The organism is Kitasatospora sp. NPDC001664, from assembly GCF_053596675.1.
This window is the reverse complement of sequence record NZ_JBSFGS010000005.1, coordinates 23,473-42,798: the sequence shown is the minus strand read 5'-3', so window position 1 is coordinate 42,798 and position 19,326 is coordinate 23,473. Positions and strand designations below refer to the sequence as shown.

The window sequence follows — 19,326 nt, the reverse complement described above, 5'->3', positions numbered from 1 at the left end:
CGCCCCACGAGGGCGCCCGGCCCGGGGGCGGCGTCGACCGCAGTGCTCGTGTACATCATCCGACGGCTCGTCAATGTCGTCGCCATGCTGGTGGTGGTTGCGGCCGTCACCTTCGGCATCTTCTTCATGGTGCCGAAACTGACCGGGAGCGACCCGGCGCTGCTCTACGTCGGCAAGATCGCCGACCCCGCGGCGATCGAGGGCATCCGTCACAAGATGGGCCTCGACAAGTCCGTCATCGAGCAGTTCTGGCTCTTCCTCAAGGGCCTGGTCCTCGGACGCGACTACAGCACCGGCGTGGACGTCACTCACTGCTCCGCGCCCTGCTTCGGCTACTCGTTCAAGACCGAGCGCGAGGTCTTCCCGGTGCTGCTCGACCGGCTGGGCGTCACCGCCTCGCTGGCCCTCGGCGCCTCGATCATCTGGGTCGTGTTCGGCACCATGACCGGCATGATCTCCGCGCTCAAGCGCGGCTCGCTGCTCGACCGCTTCACCATGACCACGGCCCTGGCCGGCGTCTCCCTGCCGATCTACTTCACCGGCATGCTGGCCAGCGCGGTCTTCGTCTACCAGCTGGGCGTCTTCCCGAACGACTACGTGCCGTTCGCCGACGACCCGATCGCCTGGTTCCAGAACCTGGTGCTCCCCTGGGTCACCCTGGCCTTCCTCTACGCGGCCAACTACGCCCGGCTCACCCGGGCCACGCTGCTGGAGGTGCTGGGCGAGGACTACGTCCGCACCGCCCGGGCCAAGGGCCTCGGCGAGGGCACGGTGATCCGCAAGCACGCGATGCGCTCCACCCTGACCCCGATCCTGACCGTCTTCGGCATGGACCTCGGCGGCCTGATCGGCGGCGCGGTGCTCACCGAGTCCACCTTCAACTTCCGCGGCCTGGGCTACGAGGCGGTCTCCTCGATCGCCGCCAGCGACCTGCCGGTGATCATGGGCGTGACGCTCTTCGCGGGCTTCTTCATCATCCTGGCCAACCTGCTGGTTGACATCCTGTACGCCGCTGTCGACCCCCGGGTGAGGCTCGCATGACCGAGATCCAGATCGACAAGTCCGCCTCGGCGAAGCCCGGTTCGGCCTACCTGGAGGTCAAGGACCTCCGGGTGCACTTCCCCACCGACGACGGCCTGGTCAAGTCGGTGGACGGGCTCACCTTCTCGCTGGAGAAGGGCAAGACCCTCGGCATCGTCGGCGAGTCCGGCTCCGGGAAGTCCGTCACCTCGCTCTCCATCATGGGCCTGCACCGGATGGGCAAGCGCGGCGCACCGAGGATCACCGGCCAGGTCTGGCTGGACGGCGAGGACCTGATCGCGGCCGGCCCGGACCGGGTGCGCGAGCTGCGCGGCCAGAAGATGGCGATGATCTTCCAGGACCCGCTGACCGCGATGCACCCGTACTACACGGTCGGCGCCCAGATCGTCGAGGGCTACCGCGCCCACCACCCCGGCACCTCCAAGAAGGTGGCCCGCACCCGGGCGATCGAGATGCTCGACCGGGTCGGCATCCCGCAGCCGGACAAGCGGGTGGACTCCTACCCGCACGAGTTCTCCGGCGGCATGCGCCAGCGCGCGATGATCGCCATGGCGCTGGTCAACGACCCCTCGCTGCTGATCGCCGACGAGCCCACCACCGCCCTGGACGTCACCGTCCAGGCGCAGATCCTGGACCTGATCCGGGACCTGCAGAAGGAGTTCGGCTCCGCGGTCATCATCATCACCCACGACCTGGGCGTGGTGGCCGAGCTGGCCGACGACATCCTGGTGATGTACGGCGGCAAGTGCGTGGAGCGCGGGCCGGCCGGGACGCTCTTCGAGTCCCCCGAACACCCGTACACCTGGGGCCTGCTGGGCTCGATGCCGCGGCTGGACCGGCCGCTCCAGGACCGCCTGGTGCCGGTCAAGGGCACCCCGCCCAGCCTGATCAACGTGCCCTCCGGCTGCGCCTTCCACCCGCGCTGCCCGTACGCGGACCGCACCGCCGGCCGTTCGACCTCCGAGCTGCCGAAGCTGGCCGAGGCCGCGCCCGGCCACCTCGCCGCGTGCCACCTGCCGATCGCCGAGCGGCACCGCATCTTCACCGAAGAGATCGCGCCCCGGCTGTGAGCGTCGTCCGTACCACCCCTCAGGAGAAGACCCCATGACGGACTCATCGACGACGGCGGCGACCGTGCCCGCTCCCGCGCCGGCCTCCGACCGTGAGCCGCTGCTCCGGGTGACCGGTCTGACCAGGCACTTCCCGATCACCAAGGGTCTGCTGCGCCGTCAGGTCGGCGCCGTCCGCGCGGTGGACGGGATCGACTTCGAGGTCCGCGCCGGGGAGACCCTCGGCGTGGTCGGCGAGTCCGGCTGCGGCAAGTCCACCATGGGCCGCCTGGTCACCCGGCTGGACGAACCGACCGGCGGCAAGGTCGAGTTCGAGGGCCGGGACATCACGCACCTGGGCGTCTCGGCGATGCGTCCGCTCCGCCGCGACATCCAGATGATCTTCCAGGACCCGTACTCCTCGCTCAACCCCCGGCACACCGTGGGCACCATCGTCGGAGCGCCGTTCCGGCTCCAGAAGGTCTCCACCGAGCACGGCGTCAAGCGCGCGGTGCAGGACCTGCTGGAGCTCTGCGGCCTCAGCCCGGAGCACTACAACCGCTACCCGCACGAGTTCTCCGGCGGTCAGCGCCAGCGCATCGGCATCGCCCGCGCGCTGGCCCTGAAGCCGAAGATGATCGTGGCGGACGAGCCGGTCTCGGCCCTGGACGTCTCCATCCAGGCCCAGGTGGTCAACCTGCTCGACGACCTCCAGAACGAGCTCGGCCTGACCTACCTGATCATCGCGCACGACCTCTCGGTGGTCCGGCACGTCTCCGACCGGGTCGCGGTGATGTACCTCGGCAAGGTGGTGGAGATCGCCGACCGGGACTCGCTCTACTCGGCGCCGATGCACCCGTACACCAACGCGCTGATGTCGGCGGTCCCGGTGCCGGACCCGCGGCGCAAGGAGCAGCGCGAGCGGATCCGGCTGACGGGTGACGTCCCGTCACCGATCAACCCGCCGAGCGGCTGCCGCTTCCGCACCCGGTGCTGGAAGGCCCAGGACGTCTGCGCCACCGAGGAGCCGCGCCTGGTCGCGCCCAAGGCCGGGCACCAGGTGGCCTGCCACTTCCCCGAGAACTCCTGATCGTTTCCGCCTAGACTGCCCGTCGGCACGACCGGGTCACTCCGGTCACAGATGGGCTGTTCAACACGTGGTGGATTTCGAGGAGTTCGAGCGCGGCGGCTGGGCGCGGCGCAGTGGTACCTACGACGGCGGCTTCGGTGCGATGACGGCGGGACTGCACTCCCGCCTGCTCGCCGAGGCCGCCGTCGGCGCGGGCACGAGGGTGCTCGAAGTGGGCTGCGGCACCGGCCGGCTGGGCCTGGCCGCGGCGGCCCTCGGGGCCGAGGTGACGGCCACCGACGCGGTCGAGGAGATGGTGGCCGAGGCGGCCCGGGTGCTGCCCCGGGCGGTCACCGCGTCGCTGCCCGGACTGCCGTTCGCGGACCGGGAGTTCGAGGCCGCCGTCGGCGCCTTCGTGATCAACCACGTGCCCGACCCGGTGGCGGCCGTCCGCGACCTGGCCCGGGTGGTGGCCCCCGGCGGGCGGATCGCGCTGTCCTGCTGGGACTCCCTGGCGGCCAACCGGGCCCAGGGACTGTTCTTCGACGCCTTCGCCGAGGCCGGGGCCACCCGGCCGGCCGGTCTGCCGGGTGACGCCCCGTTCGCCCCGTACGCGGCCCCGGAGGCCTTCGCGGAGCTGCTCCGCTCGGCCGGGCTGACCGAGGTGGCGGTGCACCGGGTCGGCTGGACGCACCGGGTCGACCCGGGGCAGTGGTGGAAGGACGTGCTGGAGGGCACCGTGCTCACCTCCTCCCTGATCGAGGGTCAGCCCCCCGAGACGGCCGCCCGGATCGAGCGGGCGTACCTGCGCCTGGCCGCCCGGTACGCGGCCGGAGACGGCACCGTGGAGCTCCCGGTGGCCGCCCTGCTGGCCGTCGGCCGGGTGGCCTCGGTCTAACACCCGGGGCGGCTCGTCCCCGTTCGGGTGACGGCGCGGTAAGAATTGACGGTGACTTCGCAGCTCTTCCCGCCCGACGTCCAGCAGACCCTGGACCTGATCGGCATCTTCGTCTTCGCCCTGTCCGGGGGCCTGCTGGCCGTCCGCAAGAACATGGACATCTTCGGCATCTGCGTGCTGGCCGAGGCCACCGCGCTGGGCGGCGGCGTGATGCGCGACCTGGTGATCGGGGCCACCCCGGTGGTCGCCTTCACCAACCTCGGGTACTTCGTCACGCCGCTGCTGGCCGGTGTGGTGGTCTTCTTCCTGCACCCCGAGGTGGAGCGGATCAACCGCAGCGTGCAGACCCTGGACGCGCTCGGTCTCGGCCTGTTCTGCGTGACCGGCACGGCCAAGGCGCACGACTACGGCCTCGGCTCGGTCTCCTCGGTCGCCCTCGGCATGCTGACCGCCGCCGGCGGCGGGGTGATCCGCGACGTGCTGGCGCACGAGACGCCCTCGCTGCTGCGCTGGGACCGCGAGATCTACGCGGTGCCCGCCCTGGTCGGCGCGGCCATGGTCGCGGTGCTGACCGCCACCGGCGCGCTCACCACGGCGACCGGCACCGCCGCCGCGCTGACCGCCTTCGTGCTGCGGATGCTGGCGCTCAAGTACGGCTGGCGGGCACCACGTGCTTGGCACCGCAACGGTTCTCGCACCAGCGAGGAGTAGGGGAGCCGCCGTAGGCCAGCGAGATCGCCTCGGCGGTGCAGAGCAGCTCCGGCACCAGCTTGGAGAGCTCGGCGATCGGGGTGGTGCCCGCCGCCGCGGAGATCGAGAACGCGGCGATCGCGGTGCCCTCGATGCCGACCACCGGGGCGGCGATGCAGTTCACCGTCTCCCGGTACTCGGCCTCGTCCACCGCCCAGCCGAGGCGGCGCACCGAGGCCAGCTCGCTGCGCAGGTCCTCGGGGCCGCGCACCGAACGGCTGGTCCTGGCGGTGAAGTCCTGCCCCTCCAGGAACGCCGTCAGCTGATCCTCCGGCAGATCGGCGAGCAGCACCTTGCCCACGGCGGTGGTCATCGCCGGCACCCGGCGGCCGATCCGCACCGAGGGGTCGGCCCAGGAGCCGGGCCGGTCCGTGTGGCGGCTCTCCACCTTGTCCAGGTAGAGCACCTCGCCCTCGTCCAGCACGGCCAGCTGCACGGCGTGCCCGTAGCGCTCGTTCAGCGCCGCCAGGTACGGCGCCGCCACCTGGCGGACGTCGATCCCGTCCAGGGCCTGCTGGGCCAGCGAGAACAGCCGCCCGCCGAGCCGGTAGCGCTGGTCGGACTGGCGGTGCACGAAGCCGTGCTCCTGGAGGGTGCGCAGCAGCCGCAGCGCGGTCGACTTGTGCACCCCGATCCGGGAGGCGGCCTGCTCCAGCGAGGCCGGACCCTGGCCGAGCGAGGCCAGGATGGTCAGTGCCCGGTCCACCGTCTGTGACATGGCGGCCCCCTCCCTGAGCGGGCTGGCAGTGCCCGGATGCGGCAGGAGGCTAACGGCGCGTTGCACGGTGTGCAATGGCCAAATCGTGATACTGGGGCGCCGATCGGCGAGGCGGCGCCCGCCCGGCCCCTACACTTGTGCCGCTATGCCATACCTGGATCACGCGGCCACCACTCCGATGCTGCCCGAGGCGATCGCCGCCATGAGCGCGCACCTCGGGGTGGTCGGCAATGCCTCCTCGCTGCACGCGGCCGGACGCCGGGCCCGCCGGGTGGTGGAGGAGTCCCGTGAATCGCTGGCCGCCTCCCTCGGCGCCCGCCCCAGCGAGATCGTGCTGACCGCCGGCGGCACCGAGTCCGACAACCTCGCGGTCAAGGGCCTCTACTGGGCCCGCCGGGACGCCGACCCGGCCCGCCGCCGGGTGCTGTGCAGCCCGGTCGAGCACCACGCGGTGCTGGACGCGGTGCACTGGCTCTCCGAGCACGAGGGCGCCGAGGTCGAGTACCTGCCGGTGGACGCGTACGGCCGGGTGCACCCCGCCGCCCTGCGGGAGGCCGTCGAGCGCGACCCCGCCTCGGTGGCCCTGGTCACCGTGATGTGGGCCAACAACGAGGTCGGCACCATCCAGCCGATCCGCGAACTGGTCGACGTGGCGCGGGAGTTCGGCATCCCCATGCACGCGGACGCGGTGCAGGCGCTCGGCCAGGTGCCGGTCTCCTTCGCCGAGTCGGGGCTCGATGCGCTGACCGTCACCGGGCACAAGATCGGCGGCCCGTACGGGGTCGGCGCGCTGCTGCTCGGGCGGGGCGTCGGGCCGGTCCCGCTGCTGCACGGCGGCGGGCAGGAGCGGGACGTCCGCTCCGGCACGCTCGACGTCCCGGCGGCGGCGGGCTTCGCGGCGGCGGCCGGACTGGCCGTCGAGCGGCGGGCCGCGTACGCGGCCGAGGTCGGCGCCCTGCGGGACTCGCTGGTCGCGGCCGTGCTGGCCGAGGTCCCGGACGCCGTCCTCAACGGCGCTCCGGCGGGGGAGGGGCGGCTGCCCGCCAACGCGCACTTCTCCTTCCCGGGCTGCGAGGGTGACGCCCTGCTGATGCTGCTCGACGCCCAGGGCATCGAGTGCTCCACCGGCTCCGCCTGCTCCGCCGGCGTCCCCCAGCCCAGCCACGTCCTGCTCGCCCTGGGCGCCGACCCGTTGCTGGCCCGCGCCTCCCTCCGCTTCTCCCTCGGCCACACCTCCACCCCCGCCGACGTCGCCGCCCTCGCCGCGGCCATCGCCCCGGCCGTCCACCGCTCCCGCAGCGCCGGCCTGGCGGCGGCCGCGCGGCGCTGACCGCCCGGCAGGGCAGGCGCTGAGGGGCGCGAGGAACTGCGCGAGTCCGGAAGGCGGCCCACTGTTGGATCGGGGCAGGCGAGCCAGTTGCACGTGAGGCCGGGTGCGCGGGGAACGGCAGCACGTGCACCTGGCTGATGTGCCCCGACCTCACGCCGGGCCGCCTTCCGCCTCGCGCAGTTCCTCGCGCCCCTGGGTCGCTGCACCTGAGCGCCGTGCCCCCGGCGGCGCAGCCGGGTGCGCCCCCTCGCGTACGCTGGACGGCATCATGACTGACTTCCCTGGTGCCCCGTCCTCGCCCGGCAGCGGCCGGCTGCGCGTGCTCGCCGCGATGTCCGGCGGCGTCGACTCGGCCGTCGCGGCCGCCCGCGCGGCGGAGGCCGGCCACGAGGTGACGGGCGTGCACCTGGCGCTGTCCTCGAACCCGCAGTCCTTCCGGACCGGTGCCCGCGGCTGCTGCACCATCGAGGACTCCCGCGACGCCCGCCGCGCCGCCGACGTGATCGGCATCCCGTTCTACGTCTGGGACCTGGCCGAGCGCTTCCGCGAGGACGTGATCGACGACTTCGTCGCCGAGTACGCGGCCGGCCGCACCCCGAACCCCTGCCTGCGCTGCAACGAGAAGATCAAGTTCGCCGCGCTGCTGGACAAGGCGATCGCCCTCGGCTTCGACGCGGTCTGCACCGGCCACTACGCCCGGATCGTCGACCTCCCCACCGGGGAGCGGGAGTTGCACCGGGCCGTGGACGCCGCCAAGGACCAGTCCTACGTGCTCGGCGTGCTCGACGCCGAGCAGCTCGCGCACTCGCTCTTCCCGCTCGGCGACACCACCAAGGACGTCATCCGCGAGGAGGCCGAGCGCCGCGGCCTGGCCGTCGCCAAGAAGCCGGACAGCCACGACATCTGCTTCATCGCCGACGGCGACACCCAGGGCTTCCTGGCCAAGCACCTCGGCACCGCCACCGGCGACATCCTGGACACCGACGGCACCAAGCTCGGCGAGCACGACGGCGCCTACGGCTTCACCATCGGCCAGCGCAAGGGCCTGCGGATCGGCCGCCCGGCCGCCGACGGCAAGCCCCGCTACGTGCTGGACATCTCACCGGTGAACAACACCGTCACGGTCGGCCCGGTCGAGGGCCTCGACGTCCTCGGTCTGATGGCCATCCGCCCCCGCTGGTGCGGCGAGCCCCCGGCCGGTCCGGGCGCGTACACCGCCCAGCTGCGCGCCCACGGCGAAGAGGTGCCCGTCACGGCCGAACTGACCGACGGTCAGCTGCACGTGAAGCTCGCGGCCCCGGCCCGTGGCATCGCGCCCGGCCAGGCCGTGGTGCTCTACGACGGCACCCGGGTCGTGGGCTCGGCCACCATCGCCAGCACCGAGCGGCGCCCGGTCACGGCGTAATCGCCTTCGGCGGCGGGCGGGTGACCTGATAGACCTGGGGGCACTATGAACATCACCGTCTTCTGTTCCGCATACTCGCTCGACGAGAAGTACACCGCCCCCGCCGCCGAGTTCGCCCGCCTGCTCGGCGAGCGCGGCCACACCCTGGTCTGGGGCGGTTCGCACGCCGGCCTGATGGGCCTGCTGGCCGACGAGGTCCGGGGGGCCGGCGGCCGGCTGGTCGGCATCTCGGTGGACTTCCTCGCGCACAAGGCCTACGAGGGCGCCGACGAGATGGTCACCACTCCCGACCTGGCCACCCGCAAGGCGCACCTGCTGGAGCGGGCCGACGCGCTGGCGGTGCTGGTCGGCGGGCTCGGCACGCTCGACGAGATCACCGAGGTGCTGGAGCTGAAGAAGCACGCCCGGCACGACAAGCCGGTCGTGGTGCTGGACACCGAGGGCTTCTACACCGGGCTGCGCACGCAGCTTGAGCGGATGGACGCCGAGGGCTTCCTGCCCCGGCCGCTGGCCGAGCTGGTGCACTTCGCCGCCACCCCGGCCGAGGCGATCGCACTCCTGGAGGGGACGAACTGATGGGTGCTCACCTGATCACCGGAGCCGGCTCGGGCATCGGCGAGGCGGTCGCGGAGCGGCTGTCCGCGCGCGGCGAGCAGCTCTGGCTGCTGGCCCGGGACGCCAAGCGGGCGGCCCAGCTGCGCGAGCGCTTCCCCGGCGCCCGCACCCTGGTCGGCGACCTGTCCGATCCGGCCAAGCTCTCCTGGGCCTTCGGCCACCAGGAGCTGCCGGTGGAGCTGGACTCGCTGCTGCACGTGGCCGGGGTGGTGCAGCTGGGCGAGATCGGCGACCTCCCGGTGAAGGCCTGGCAGGAGCAGCTGAACGTCAACCTGGTCGCGCCCGCCGAGCTGACCCGGCTGCTGCTGCCCTCGGTCCGGCTGGCCCGCGGTCAGGTGGTCTTCGTCAACTCCGGTGCGGGCCTGCGGGCGGACGCCACCTGGGGCGGGTACGCGGCCAGCAAGTTCGGCCTGCGCGCGCTGGCCGACTCGCTCCGCCTGGAGGAGCAGCCGCACGGCGTCCGGGTCACCACCGTCTACCCGGGCCGCACCGCCACCCCGATGCAGGTGAAGGTCCACCAGCAGGAGGGCAAGGAGTACGACCCCACGCGCTGGATCGCCCCGGAGTCGGTCGCCACCGCGATCGTCACCGCGATCGACCTGCCCCGGGACGCGGCCCTCACCGAGATCACCGTCCGCCCGGGCAACTGAGGCAGCCTCGGCACTGGGGCATGCACGTAGCGCACGCCGAATCGGTCCGCGTGCCAGACTGGGCCCATGACGGCAGCTCGCGACTACGAAGACCTGCGGTACGCGGTGGAACACCTCAGTCCTCGCCAGGCCCGCCGCCTCCGCCTGATCATCAGCCAGGACGAAGAGTTTGCCGATCTCCTTCCCCCACGGGCGGAAGAGCAGACCGGCGACGACGAGGGTGACCTGCTGCCGGCGAGCTTCCTCGCGCTCGCCGGCAGCATCGAGGCTCCCGCCGACTATGCGGAGAACCACGACGTCTACATCGCGACCCGCGGCGACCGGGGCGGAAGCGCCGCCGGGTGACCGTCACGATCCTCGACACCGGACCGCTCGTCGCGTTCTTCAACGCCAGGGACAACCACCACGTCCGCTGCGTGGACTTCTTCTCCCAGCTCCGGGGCCGGAAGGTTCTGCCCTCCACCGTCCTGGCCGAGGTCAGCTGGCAGTTGGAGCGCTGGCCAAGTGTGGAACGCAGGTTCATCGATCACGTGGCCCAGGGCCACTTCGAACTCGACAACGTCACCCCCACCGACCTCCTCCGCGTCGGCGAGCTCATCGAACAGTACGACAGCTTCCCCCTCGGGGCCGTGGACGCCTCCGTCATCGCAGTAGCCGAACGCCACGGAGCCCAGCGCATCGCCACCCTCGACCGCCGCCACTTCACCGTCGTCCGGCCCAAGCACACGGACTGCTTCACCCTGCTCCCCGACCTGACCTGACGGCAGCAGCGACGGCACCGACCTGCCCCGGGACGCGGCCATCACCGAGATCACCGTCCGCCCGGGCAACTGACGCGGGGCACTAGGCTCGTCGCGTGACTGGACACGTGTTTCCCGAGCTGACCGGAGCCGCCACCGGGGTCGGCTCGCTTCCCGGCACGGACGCCCGGGAGGCGGCGAAGACCTCGGTGGGGGCGCTGGAGTTCCTGCCGCACCTGCCGGAGCTGCCCGCCCGGGGCCCCGGCGCCGACATGATCGGGCGCTCGGCCGGGATGCTGGTGGAGCTGTTCGCCCAGACCGAGCCGAGCGGCTGGCGGTTCGCCGACCGGCCCGGCCGGGACACCCGGCGGGCGCACTCCTGGCTGGGCGAGGACCTGGACGCCCTGGAGGAGTTCACCCAGGGGTACACGGGTGCGCTCAAGGTGCAGGCGGTCGGGCCGTGGACCCTGGCGGCGAACATCGAGCTGAAGCACGGCGAGAAGGCCCTCGCCGACCTCGGCGCCTGCCGGGACGTCGCGGAGTCCCTCACCGAGGGCCTGCGCCGCCACCTGGCCGAGGTCCGCAAGCGGATCCCCGGCGCGGAGCTGGTGCTCCAGCTCGACGAACCGTCACTTCCGGCCGTGCTGGCCGGCTCGGTGAAGACCGCCAGCGGCTTCCAGCGGCTGCGCGCGGTGGACCGCCAGCACGCCGAGGAGACCCTGCGCGAGCTGATCCGCGGCCTGGACGCGCCGGTGGTGGTGCACAGCTGCGCCCCGGACGTCCCGCTGGCGCTGCTGCGCCGGGCCGGGGTGGCCGGGATCTCGCTGGACTTCGGTCTGTTGACGGAGCGTGAGGACGAGGAGATCGGCGAGGCGGTCGAGGCCGGCACCGTGATCCTCGCCGGTGTGGTGCCGTCCACGGACGCGGGAATGACGGACCCGGCCGGTAGTGTCCAGGGTGTCAGGACGTTGTGGCGCAGGTTGGGGCTGTCCCCGGAACTGCTCGGCCGCCGTGTGCTGGTGACGCCGACCTGTGGCCTGGCGGGTGCTTCGCCCGCGTACGCCCGCAAGGCGCTGTCACTCAGTGCGAGGGCCGCGCAGAGTCTGGTGGACAACCCGGAGTAGCAGGAGGAGACCAGGGTGGCGGTCGAGGGCTGGGCGGACGTACCGGCGGAGGTGCGTGAGCGGCACGCCGAGCTGGCGGCGGAGATCGTCGGCCACCGGGTGCGGTACTACGAGCAGGACGCCCCGATCGTCACCGACGCCGAGTTCGACCGGCTGCTGCGGGAGTTGGAGCGGATCGAGGCCGAGCACCCGGTCCTGGTCACCCCCGACTCGCCGACCCAGAACGTCGGCGGCGCCCCCACCGAGCTGTTCGCCGCGGTGGAGCACCGCGAGCGCCTGCTCAGCCTGGACAACGCGATGGACGACGAGGAGCTGGCCGCCTGGGCCGAGCGCGTCGCCCGCGAGCTGGACGGCATCGAGTACCACTACCTGTGCGAGCTCAAGGTGGACGGACTGGCCGTCAACCTCACCTACGAGAACGGCCAGTTGACCCAGGCCGCGACCCGCGGTGACGGCCGGGTGGGCGAGGACATCACGCCCAACGTCCGCACCATCAAGGAGATCCCGCACCAGCTCAAGGGCGAGAACGTCCCGGCCCTGGTGGAGATCCGCGGTGAGGTCTACCTGCCGACCGAGGCCTTCGCCGAGCTGAACGCCTCGCTGGCCGCCGAGAACGAGCGCCGCGAGAAGGTCAACGAGGAGCGGGCCGCCGAGGGTAAGCGTCCGATGGCCCTGGTCAAGCTGTTCGCCAACCCCCGCAACGCGGCGGCCGGTTCGCTGCGCCAGAAGGACTGGCAGGTCACCGCCTCCCGCCCGCTGCACATGGTGGTGCACGGCATCGGCGCCCGCGAGGGCTTCGACATCGACTGCCAGTCGCACGCCTACCAGCTGCTGCACGACTGGGGCCTGCCGACCGCGAAGCACAACAGGGTGGTCGGCACCCTGGACGAGGTGCGGGCCTTCGTCAAGCAGTACGGCGAGCAGCGCCACTCGGTCGAGCACGAGATCGACGGCGTGGTGGTCAAGGTGGACGAGATCGCCCTGCAGGGCCGGCTCGGTGCCACCTCCAAGTCCCCGCGCTGGGCGATCGCCTGGAAGTACCCGCCGGAGGAGGTCAACGGCAAGCTCGCCGAGATCAAGATCGGCATCGGCCGGACGGGCCGGGCCACCCCGTACGCGGTGCTGGAGCAGCCGGTGAAGGTGGCTGGCTCGATGGTCCAGTACGCCACCCTGCACAACCAGGACGTGGTGAAGGCCAAGGGCGTGCTGATCGGCGACACCATCGTGCTGCGCAAGGCCGGTGACGTGATCCCGGAGATCCTCGGCCCGGTGATGGAGCTGCGCCCGGACGACGCCGAGCCGTTCGTGATGCCGCAGGAGTGCCCGGAGTGCGGCAGCGGGCTGCGCCCGATGAGCGAGGGCGACATCGACCTGCGCTGCCCGAACGCGCAGCACTGCCCGGCCCAGATCCGCGAGCGGATCGCCTACCTGGGCGGGCGCTCCTCGCTGGACGTCGAGGGCCTCGGCTACGTCGCCGCCACCGCGCTGACCCAGCCCCTGGAGCCCGCCGAGCCGCCGGTGCGGAACGAGGGGGACGTCTTCTCCCTCACGGTCGAGCAGCTACTGCCGATCAAGGCCAGGGTGCTGGACCCGAAGACCGGCATGCCCAAGCCGGACGACAGGACCGGCAAGGAGAAGGTGGTCACCTTCTTCGCCAACCTCAAGGGCGAGCCCAAGAAGTCGGCCACCCTGCTGCTGGAGAACCTCGACAAGGCCAAGGACCGCCCGCTCTGGCGCTACCTCAACGGCCTGTCGATCCGTCACGTCGGCCCGGTCTCCGCCCAGGCGCTGGCCCGGGAGTTCCGCGACCTGGACCGGATCTTCGCCGCCACCGAGGAGGAGCTGGCCGCCACCGAGGGCGTCGGCCCGATCATCGCCAAGGCGATCAAGGAGTGGTACGAGGAGGAGTGGCACCGGGAGATCCTGGAGAAGTGGCGCGCCGCCGGCGTCCGCTTCGTCGAGGAGGCTGCCGAGGAGACCGGCCCCCGCCCGCTGGAGGGCCTCACCCTGGTGGTCACCGGCACGCTGGCCGGCCACACCCGGGACGGTGCCAAGGAGGCGCTCACCTCGCGCGGCGCCAAGGTCACCGGCTCGGTCTCCAAGAAGACCGACTTCGTGGTGGCCGGTGACAACCCCGGCTCCAAGTACGACAAGGCCGTGCAGCTCGGCCTGCCGGTGCTGGACGACGCTGGCTTCGCCGTCCTGCTGGAGCAGGGCCCCGACGCCGCCCGGGCCCACCTCGGGATCGAGCCGATCGCCACGGAGGAGGCCCCGGCGGCCGAGCCGACCGACGAGAGCTGATACTCCGTTACTTTTCTGATGCCTCGTCAGCGGGGTCTGTCCGAAAGAAACCGGGCATTCTGTCACTGGGCGGCACTCCGGAAGGATGTTCCGCCGGTGCGGCGTCCAAGGTTGTCCGAAAGTCCGCCTCACGGGTCGGACCCGGGCATACCCTTGGGGCGACACTGCGTCAGCAAGGGTGGCCGGCCCCGGGAGCACCAGCCGGGCCGACGGGGAAGCCCGCACGCTGGCCTCCACCGCACCGGGGGTGTCGTACCGAAAGGCGGCCTGAACGGGGCGGGCCCGACGGAGGACAGGGCTTATGGATCGTACGACCGGCGGCGCGCCCACACGCCCGCCGCAGGGGGTGGCGGGTGCGGTCCTGCTGCTCGGCGTGCTGTTGGCCGGGGCGGCGCCGCTCATCCCGCTCGCCGTCCTGGTCTACCGGCACGAGCCAGAGCTGCTGCCGCTGTTCGCGGTGCCGCTGGCGGTCCTGGTGGCCGCCTGGCGGATCGCCCGGGACCGGGCCCGCGACCAGCTGACCGACCCGCTGACCGACCTGCCGAACCGTCACGCCCTGCTGCTGGCCGCCCAGGAGGCGATCGCCGAGGGCGAGGGCGAGGAGGACTGGAACGTCGGGCTGATCCTGCTCGACCTGGACCGCTTCCGCTCGCTCAACGACGCGCTCGGGCACACCGCCGGGGACAGGCTGCTGGTGCACATCGCCCGGCGCCTGCACCGTGCGCTGCGCTCCGGCACGCACAACCCCGAGCGGGACGATCCGGACGACGTCTTCTCCTCCCTCCCGGTCGCCATCCAGCGCAGCCACCGCCCGGTGGTGGCCCGGATGGGCGGCGACGAGTTCGCCGTCCTGCTGCCCGGGGTCGGCCGGGCGGACACCCTGGAGCGGATGGCCAAGGCGCTGATCGCCGAACTCGCCGCTCCCATCCGCCTGGACGGGCTGCTGCTGGTGCTGGAGGCCAGCGCCGGGGTCTGCGTCTACCCCGCCCACGCCCAGGACGCCGAGGCGCTGCTGCGCCGGGCGGACGTCGCGATGGGCCACGCCCAGCGCCGCCGCACCGGGGTCGAGCAGTACGACGAGACCCGCGACCTGGACACCCCGTACCGGATCGGCCTGCTCGGCGACCTGCGGCGGGCCCTGGAGACCCGCGAGGTGCAGCTGCACTACCAGCCGAAGGTGGCCTTCGACGGTCGGGTGGTCGGCCTGGAGGCGCTGCTGCGCTGGGAGCGGCCGGGCCAGGGCCGGGTGCCCCCGGACGAGTTCATCGGCCTGGCCGAGTCCAGCGGGCTGATGCCGCGGCTGACCGACTACGTGCTGGAGGCCGCCGTCGGCCAGCTGGCGCTCTGGCGCGCGCAGGGCCTGGAGGTGCAGGTCGCGGTCAACGTCTCGCCCCGGGACGTGCTCAACCCGGGCTTCGCCGACCGGGTGGCCGGCCACCTGACCAGGCACCAGGTGCCCGCCGGGGCGCTCCAGTTGGAGATCACCGAGCGGCTGCTGCTGGACGACTCCCGGCTGGCCGCGGACACCCTGGCCGAGCTGCGCCGCTACGGGGTCGGGATGTCGCTGGACGACTTCGGCACCGGGCACTCCTCGCTGGTGCGGCTGCGCTCGCTGCCGGTCGGCGAGTTGAAGATCGACCGGTCCTTCGTCTCCCGGATGGTGGCCGACGACCACGACGCCGCGGTGGTCCGGTGCTCGGTCGAGCTGGCCCACTCGCTCGGGCTGACGGTGGTCGCCGAGGGCGTCGAGGACGACGAGACCTGGGAGCGGCTGCACTCCCTCGGAGTGGACGCGGTGCAGGGCTGGCTGGTCTCCGCCGCCCTCCCGGCGGACCAGGCCACCGCCTGGCTGATGGTCCATCGGACCGGTGCACCCGAGGTCGAACTGCTCTAGCGGCACGGGGCGCCCGGGCCGGGACGAGCCCGGGCGCCCGGCGCTGCCCATAGGATGGGCCTGGAAAGATGGGCCGTCACACATGTCTCGTGGCGGTCTGACCAGAACTCACCCTTGAGGATCGCTGCATGCCTGGCATCACGCGCGAGGAGGTCGCCCACCTCGCCCGGCTGTCGCGTCTGGAGCTGCAGGCCGAAGAGTTGGACCACTTCGCCGAGCAGCTCGACGTGATCATCGGCGCGGTCGCCCGCGTTTCCGAGGTCGCCGGACAGGACGTCCCGCCGACCTCCCACCCGCTTCCGCTGACCAACGTCATGCGGGCGGACGAGGTGCGCCCGTCGCTCACCCCGGAGCAGGCCCTGGCCGGTGCGCCGGCCGCCGAGGAGCAGCGTTTCCGCGTCCCCCAGATCCTCGGGGAGGACTGATCCCGTGACCGAGCTCATCAAGAAGACCGCAGCCGAGACCGCCGCCGCCATCGCGGCCGGAGAGGTCTCCGCCGTCGAGGTCGCCCAGGCCCACCTGGACCGGATCGAGGCCACCGACAAGAAGGTCAACGCCTTCCTGCACGTGGACACCGAGGGCGCCCTGGCGGCCGCCCGCCGGGTGGACGCCAAGCGCGCGGCCGGCGAGCAGCTGAGCCCGCTGGCCGGCGTGCCGCTGGCGCTCAAGGACGTCTTCACCACCGAGGGCATCCCGACCACCTGCGGGTCGAAGATCCTCGAGGGCTGGGTGCCCCCGTACGACGCCACCCTGACGGCCCGTCTGAAGAACGCCGACGTGGTCATCCTCGGCAAGACCAACATGGACGAGTTCGCGATGGGCTCCTCCACCGAGAACTCCGCCTACGGCGTGACCGGGAACCCGTGGGACCTGTCCCGCATCCCCGGCGGCTCCGGCGGCGGCTCGGCCGCGGCGCTGGCCGCGTACCAGGCCCCGCTGGCCATCGGCACCGACACCGGCGGCTCGATCCGCCAGCCCGGCGCCGTCACCGGCACCGTGGGCGTGAAGCCGACCTACGGCTCGGTCTCCCGCTACGGCCTGATCGCGTTCTCCTCCTCGCTGGACCAGGGCGGCCCGTGCGCCCGCACCGTGCTGGACGCGGCGCTGCTGCACGAGGCCATCGCCGGGTACGACCCGCTGGACTCCACCTCCATCAACGCCCCGGTCCCGGCCGTGGTCGAGGCCGCCAAGCGGCGCGACGTCCGCGGCATGCGGATCGGCGTGGTCAAGGAGTTCGCCGGCGAGGGCTACCAGGCCGGCGTGATGCAGCGGTTCAACGAGTCCGTGGAGCTGCTCCGCGAGCTCGGCGCCGAGGTGGTCGAGGTCTCCTGCCCGTCCTTCACCCTCGCGCTCCCGGCCTACTACCTGATCGCCCCGAGCGAGGCCTCCTCCAACCTGGCCCGCTTCGACGCGATGCGGTACGGCCTGCGGGTCGGCGACGACGGCACCCGCTCGGCCGAGGAGGTCACCGCCCTCACCCGCGAGGCCGGCTTCGGCCCCGAGGTGAAGCGCCGCATCATCCTCGGCACCTACGCCCTCTCCTCGGGCTACTACGACGCCTACTACGGCTCGGCCCAGAAGGTCCGGACCCTGATCTCGCGCGACTTCGACGCGGCCTTCGCCGGCGTCGACGTGCTGGTCTCGCCGACCACCCCCACCACCGCCTTCCCGATCGGCGAGCGCGCCGACGACCCGATGGCGATGTACCTGGCCGACCTGTGCACCATCCCGTCCAACCTCGCCGGCAACGCGGCCATGTCGCTGCCCTGCGGCCTGGCCCCGGAGGACAATCTCCCGGTCGGCCTGCAGATCATCGCTCCCGCGATGGCGGACGACCGCCTGTACCGCGTGGGCGGCGCCGTCGAGGCCGCGCTCAACGACAAGTGGGGACACCCCCTGCTCGAGGAGGCACCGGTTCTGTGAGCAGCATCGCGAAGGCCAAGGGCTTCAAGAAGTCCAAGCCCGGTCTCTGGCTGTCCATCGGGACGAGCGCGTTCGGCGCGATCTCGATCTCCAAGGACATCCGCAAGGCCCGGACCGAGAACGACAACCTCCTGCTCCTCAACGCCCTGGTCGGTGCCGCCGCGCTGATCACCGGCACCGCGCTCCTCGTCCGTGAGCTCAAGCGGCTCGGGGACGACGACGTGCTGCTGGGCTGACGGACCGCCAAGACTCAAGTGAAGGGGACGCTGTGAGCGTCATTAGCCTGGTCTCGTACGAGGACGCACTCGCCTCGTACGACCCGGTGATGGGCCTTGAGGTCCATGTCGAGCTGGGTACCAAGACCAAGATGTTCTGCGGCTGCTCGACCGAGCTGGGCGCGGAGCCGAACACCCAGACCTGCCCGACCTGCCTCGGCCTGCCCGGCTCGCTGCCGGTGGTCAACGCCATCGGCGTGGAGTCGGCGATCAAGATCGGTCTCGCGCTGAACTGCGAGATCGCCGAGTGGTGCCGGTTCGCCCGGAAGAACTACTTCTACCCGGACATGCCGAAGAACTTCCAGACCTCGCAGTACGACGAGCCGATCGCCTTCAACGGCTACCTCGACGTGCAGCTGGAGGACGGCTCGACCTTCCGGGTGGAGATCGAGCGCGCCCACATGGAGGAGGACACCGGCAAGTCCAGCCACGTCGGTGGCGCGACCGGCCGCATCCACGGTGCGACCCACTCGCTGCTGGACTACAACCGGGCCGGCATCCCGCTGATCGAGATCGTCACCAAGCCGATCGAGGGCGCCGGCGAGCGCGCCCCCGAGGTGGCCAAGGCGTACGTGGCCGAGCTGCGCGAGCTGATCCGGGCGCTGGGCGTCTCCGAGGCCCGGATGGACAAGGGCCAGATGCGCTGCGACGTGAACCTGTCGCTGCGTCCGAACGGCACCGAGAAGTTCGGCACCCGCTCGGAGACCAAGAACGTCAACTCCCTGCGCAGCGTGGAGCGGGCCGCCCGGTTCGAGATCCAGCGGCACGCCACGGTGCTCACCGACGGCGGGACGATCGTCCAGGAGACCCGGCACTTCCACGAGGACAACGGCTCCACCACCTCGGGCCGGATCAAGGACAACGCCGAGGACTACCGGTACTTCCCGGAGCCCGACCTGGTCCCGATCGCCCCGAGCCGCGAGTGGGTCGAGGAGCTGCGGGCCGCTCTGCCCGAGCTGCCCCGGGTCCGCCGAGCCCGGCTGCAGGCCGAGTGGGGCGTGTCCGACCAGGACATGCAGTCCATCCTCAACGCCGGTGCGGTCGAGCCGATCCTGGACACCATCGCGGCCGGTGCGCCGGCCGACCAGGCCCGCAAGTGGTGGCTGGGCGAGCTGGCCCGCCGGGCCAACGAGACCGGCACCGAGCTGGCCGACCAGCCGATCACCCCGGCCCAGGTGGCCCGGGTCTGCGCGCTCGTCGCCGAGGGCAAGCTCAACGACAAGCTGGCCCGTCAGGTGATCGAGGCCGTGCTGGCCGGCGAGGGCGAGCCGGACGCCGTGATCGAGGCCCGCGGCCTCGCCGTGGTCTCCGACGACTCCGCGCTCAGCGCGGCGATCGACCAGGCCCTGGCGGACAACGCCGGCGTCGCGGACAAGATCCGCGGCGGCAAGGTGGCCGCCGTCGGCGCCCTGGTGGGCGCGGTCATGAAGGCCACCCGCGGCCAGGCCGACGCCGCGAAGGTCAAGGACATGATCTTCGAGAAGCTGGGCGTCTCGCCCGAGTAGGACGCCCTAGGCACGACGAGGACCGCCCGCTCCGTCCCT

19 protein-coding genes are annotated in these 19,326 nt (G+C 72.2%); 18 read left to right on the top strand and 1 reads right to left on the bottom strand.

The annotated features are described in order from the left end of the window. Positions 1 to 42: 42 nt before the first annotated feature. The 5 genes from ACWCYY_RS09060 (at position 43) to ACWCYY_RS09040 (ending at position 4,768) form a co-directional block, all read left to right on the top strand. Positions 43 to 1,041 (top strand): ABC transporter permease, encoded by a 999-nt coding sequence (locus ACWCYY_RS09060; protein WP_345290199.1) that lies wholly within the window; start codon positions 43 to 45, stop codon positions 1,039 to 1,041. Continuing rightward, complete coding sequence (locus tag ACWCYY_RS09055) at positions 1,038 to 2,111, top strand: ABC transporter ATP-binding protein (RefSeq protein WP_345290200.1); 1,074 nt, start codon at positions 1,038 to 1,040, stop codon at positions 2,109 to 2,111. The genes ACWCYY_RS09060 and ACWCYY_RS09055 overlap by 4 nt, the downstream gene beginning before the upstream one ends. A gap of 34 nt (positions 2,112 to 2,145) precedes the next feature. Continuing rightward, positions 2,146 to 3,180, top strand: a complete 1,035-nt coding sequence (locus ACWCYY_RS09050) for an ABC transporter ATP-binding protein (protein ID WP_345290201.1) — start codon at positions 2,146 to 2,148, stop codon at positions 3,178 to 3,180. Between the two features lie 67 nt (positions 3,181 to 3,247). After that, a complete protein-coding gene (locus ACWCYY_RS09045; RefSeq protein WP_449795560.1) occupies positions 3,248 to 4,057 on the top strand; it encodes a class I SAM-dependent methyltransferase in 810 nt (269 codons plus the stop codon). Positions 4,058 to 4,108: 51 nt separating this feature from the next. Continuing rightward, the gene (locus ACWCYY_RS09040; protein WP_345290203.1) at positions 4,109 to 4,768 is read left to right on the top strand and encodes a trimeric intracellular cation channel family protein; all 660 of its coding nucleotides are present in this window, start codon (positions 4,109 to 4,111) and stop codon (positions 4,766 to 4,768) included. On the opposite strand, the gene ACWCYY_RS09035 is transcribed toward ACWCYY_RS09040, so the two are convergent. Beyond that, the gene (locus ACWCYY_RS09035; RefSeq protein WP_449795559.1) at positions 4,704 to 5,525 is read right to left on the bottom strand and encodes an IclR family transcriptional regulator; all 822 of its coding nucleotides are present in this window, start codon (positions 5,523 to 5,525) and stop codon (positions 4,704 to 4,706) included. The two genes, ACWCYY_RS09040 and ACWCYY_RS09035, sit on opposite strands and share 65 nt — an antisense overlap. A 145-nt stretch (positions 5,526 to 5,670) precedes the next feature. Between ACWCYY_RS09035 and ACWCYY_RS09030 the strand changes: the two genes are divergently transcribed. From ACWCYY_RS09030 to gatB, 13 genes are all read left to right on the top strand, one after another. Continuing rightward, positions 5,671 to 6,855: a cysteine desulfurase family protein gene (locus ACWCYY_RS09030; protein ID WP_449795558.1), complete on the top strand. Its 1,185-nt coding sequence runs from the start codon at positions 5,671 to 5,673 to the stop codon at positions 6,853 to 6,855. A 268-nt stretch (positions 6,856 to 7,123) separates the two neighbouring features. Continuing rightward, positions 7,124 to 8,260, top strand: coding sequence for a tRNA 2-thiouridine(34) synthase MnmA (mnmA, locus tag ACWCYY_RS09025; protein WP_449795557.1), 1,137 nt, complete (start codon positions 7,124 to 7,126; stop codon positions 8,258 to 8,260). A 45-nt stretch (positions 8,261 to 8,305) separates the two neighbouring features. Then, positions 8,306 to 8,836, top strand: coding sequence for an LOG family protein (locus tag ACWCYY_RS09020; RefSeq protein ID WP_345290208.1), 531 nt, complete (start codon positions 8,306 to 8,308; stop codon positions 8,834 to 8,836). Then, entirely contained in the window at positions 8,836 to 9,525 is a 690-nt protein-coding gene (locus ACWCYY_RS09015; protein WP_449795556.1) for an SDR family oxidoreductase, read from the top strand. The genes ACWCYY_RS09020 and ACWCYY_RS09015 overlap by 1 nt, the downstream gene beginning before the upstream one ends. A gap of 66 nt (positions 9,526 to 9,591) precedes the next feature. After that, complete coding sequence (locus ACWCYY_RS09010; protein WP_345290210.1) at positions 9,592 to 9,870, top strand: hypothetical protein; 279 nt, start codon at positions 9,592 to 9,594, stop codon at positions 9,868 to 9,870. Further along, a complete protein-coding gene (locus tag ACWCYY_RS09005) occupies positions 9,867 to 10,286 on the top strand; it encodes a type II toxin-antitoxin system VapC family toxin (RefSeq protein WP_345290211.1) in 420 nt (139 codons plus the stop codon). Before ACWCYY_RS09010 ends, ACWCYY_RS09005 begins: the two co-directional genes overlap by 4 nt. A 95-nt stretch (positions 10,287 to 10,381) precedes the next feature. Next, positions 10,382 to 11,389 (top strand): methionine synthase, encoded by a 1,008-nt coding sequence (locus ACWCYY_RS09000; protein ID WP_449795555.1) that lies wholly within the window; start codon positions 10,382 to 10,384, stop codon positions 11,387 to 11,389. Positions 11,390 to 11,404: 15 nt separating this feature from the next. Further along, a complete protein-coding gene (gene ligA, locus ACWCYY_RS08995; RefSeq protein ID WP_449795554.1) occupies positions 11,405 to 13,690 on the top strand; it encodes an NAD-dependent DNA ligase LigA in 2,286 nt (761 codons plus the stop codon). A gap of 301 nt (positions 13,691 to 13,991) precedes the next feature. Continuing rightward, positions 13,992 to 15,584, top strand: a complete 1,593-nt coding sequence (locus ACWCYY_RS08990) for a putative bifunctional diguanylate cyclase/phosphodiesterase (protein WP_345290215.1) — start codon at positions 13,992 to 13,994, stop codon at positions 15,582 to 15,584. A gap of 128 nt (positions 15,585 to 15,712) precedes the next feature. Next, positions 15,713 to 16,009 carry an Asp-tRNA(Asn)/Glu-tRNA(Gln) amidotransferase subunit GatC gene (gene gatC / locus ACWCYY_RS08985; RefSeq protein ID WP_035845952.1) on the top strand — a complete coding sequence of 99 codons (297 nt, stop codon included), beginning with the start codon at positions 15,713 to 15,715 and terminating at the stop codon, positions 16,007 to 16,009. Positions 16,010 to 16,013: 4 nt separating this feature from the next. After that, positions 16,014 to 17,507: an Asp-tRNA(Asn)/Glu-tRNA(Gln) amidotransferase subunit GatA gene (gatA, locus tag ACWCYY_RS08980; RefSeq protein ID WP_345290217.1), complete on the top strand. Its 1,494-nt coding sequence runs from the start codon at positions 16,014 to 16,016 to the stop codon at positions 17,505 to 17,507. Then, entirely contained in the window at positions 17,504 to 17,743 is a 240-nt protein-coding gene (locus ACWCYY_RS08975) for a hypothetical protein (protein WP_345290218.1), read from the top strand. The genes gatA and ACWCYY_RS08975 overlap by 4 nt, the downstream gene beginning before the upstream one ends. A 32-nt stretch (positions 17,744 to 17,775) precedes the next feature. Continuing rightward, entirely contained in the window at positions 17,776 to 19,287 is a 1,512-nt protein-coding gene (gatB, locus tag ACWCYY_RS08970; protein ID WP_345290220.1) for an Asp-tRNA(Asn)/Glu-tRNA(Gln) amidotransferase subunit GatB, read from the top strand. The last annotated feature ends 39 nt before the right edge of the window (positions 19,288 to 19,326 follow it).

Bases quoted from the DNA above. Each gene is read 5' to 3' on its own strand.
- ACWCYY_RS09055 (WP_345290200.1), top strand. From the start codon at position 1,038: ATGACCGAGATCCAGATCGACAAGTCCGCCTCGGCGAAGCCCGGTTCG.
- ACWCYY_RS09050 (WP_345290201.1), top strand. From the start codon at position 2,146: ATGACGGACTCATCGACGACGGCGGCGACCGTGCCCGCTCCCGCGCCG.
- ACWCYY_RS09035 (WP_449795559.1), bottom strand. From the start codon at position 5,525: ATGTCACAGACGGTGGACCGGGCACTGACCATCCTGGCCTCGCTCGGC.
- ACWCYY_RS09030 (WP_449795558.1), top strand. From the start codon at position 5,671: ATGCCATACCTGGATCACGCGGCCACCACTCCGATGCTGCCCGAGGCG.
- mnmA (WP_449795557.1), top strand. From the start codon at position 7,124: ATGACTGACTTCCCTGGTGCCCCGTCCTCGCCCGGCAGCGGCCGGCTG.
- ACWCYY_RS09020 (WP_345290208.1), top strand. From the start codon at position 8,306: ATGAACATCACCGTCTTCTGTTCCGCATACTCGCTCGACGAGAAGTAC.
- ACWCYY_RS09015 (WP_449795556.1), top strand. From the start codon at position 8,836: ATGGGTGCTCACCTGATCACCGGAGCCGGCTCGGGCATCGGCGAGGCG.
- ACWCYY_RS09010 (WP_345290210.1), top strand. From the start codon at position 9,592: ATGACGGCAGCTCGCGACTACGAAGACCTGCGGTACGCGGTGGAACAC.
- ACWCYY_RS08990 (WP_345290215.1), top strand. From the start codon at position 13,992: ATGGATCGTACGACCGGCGGCGCGCCCACACGCCCGCCGCAGGGGGTG.
- gatC (WP_035845952.1), top strand. From the start codon at position 15,713: ATGCCTGGCATCACGCGCGAGGAGGTCGCCCACCTCGCCCGGCTGTCG.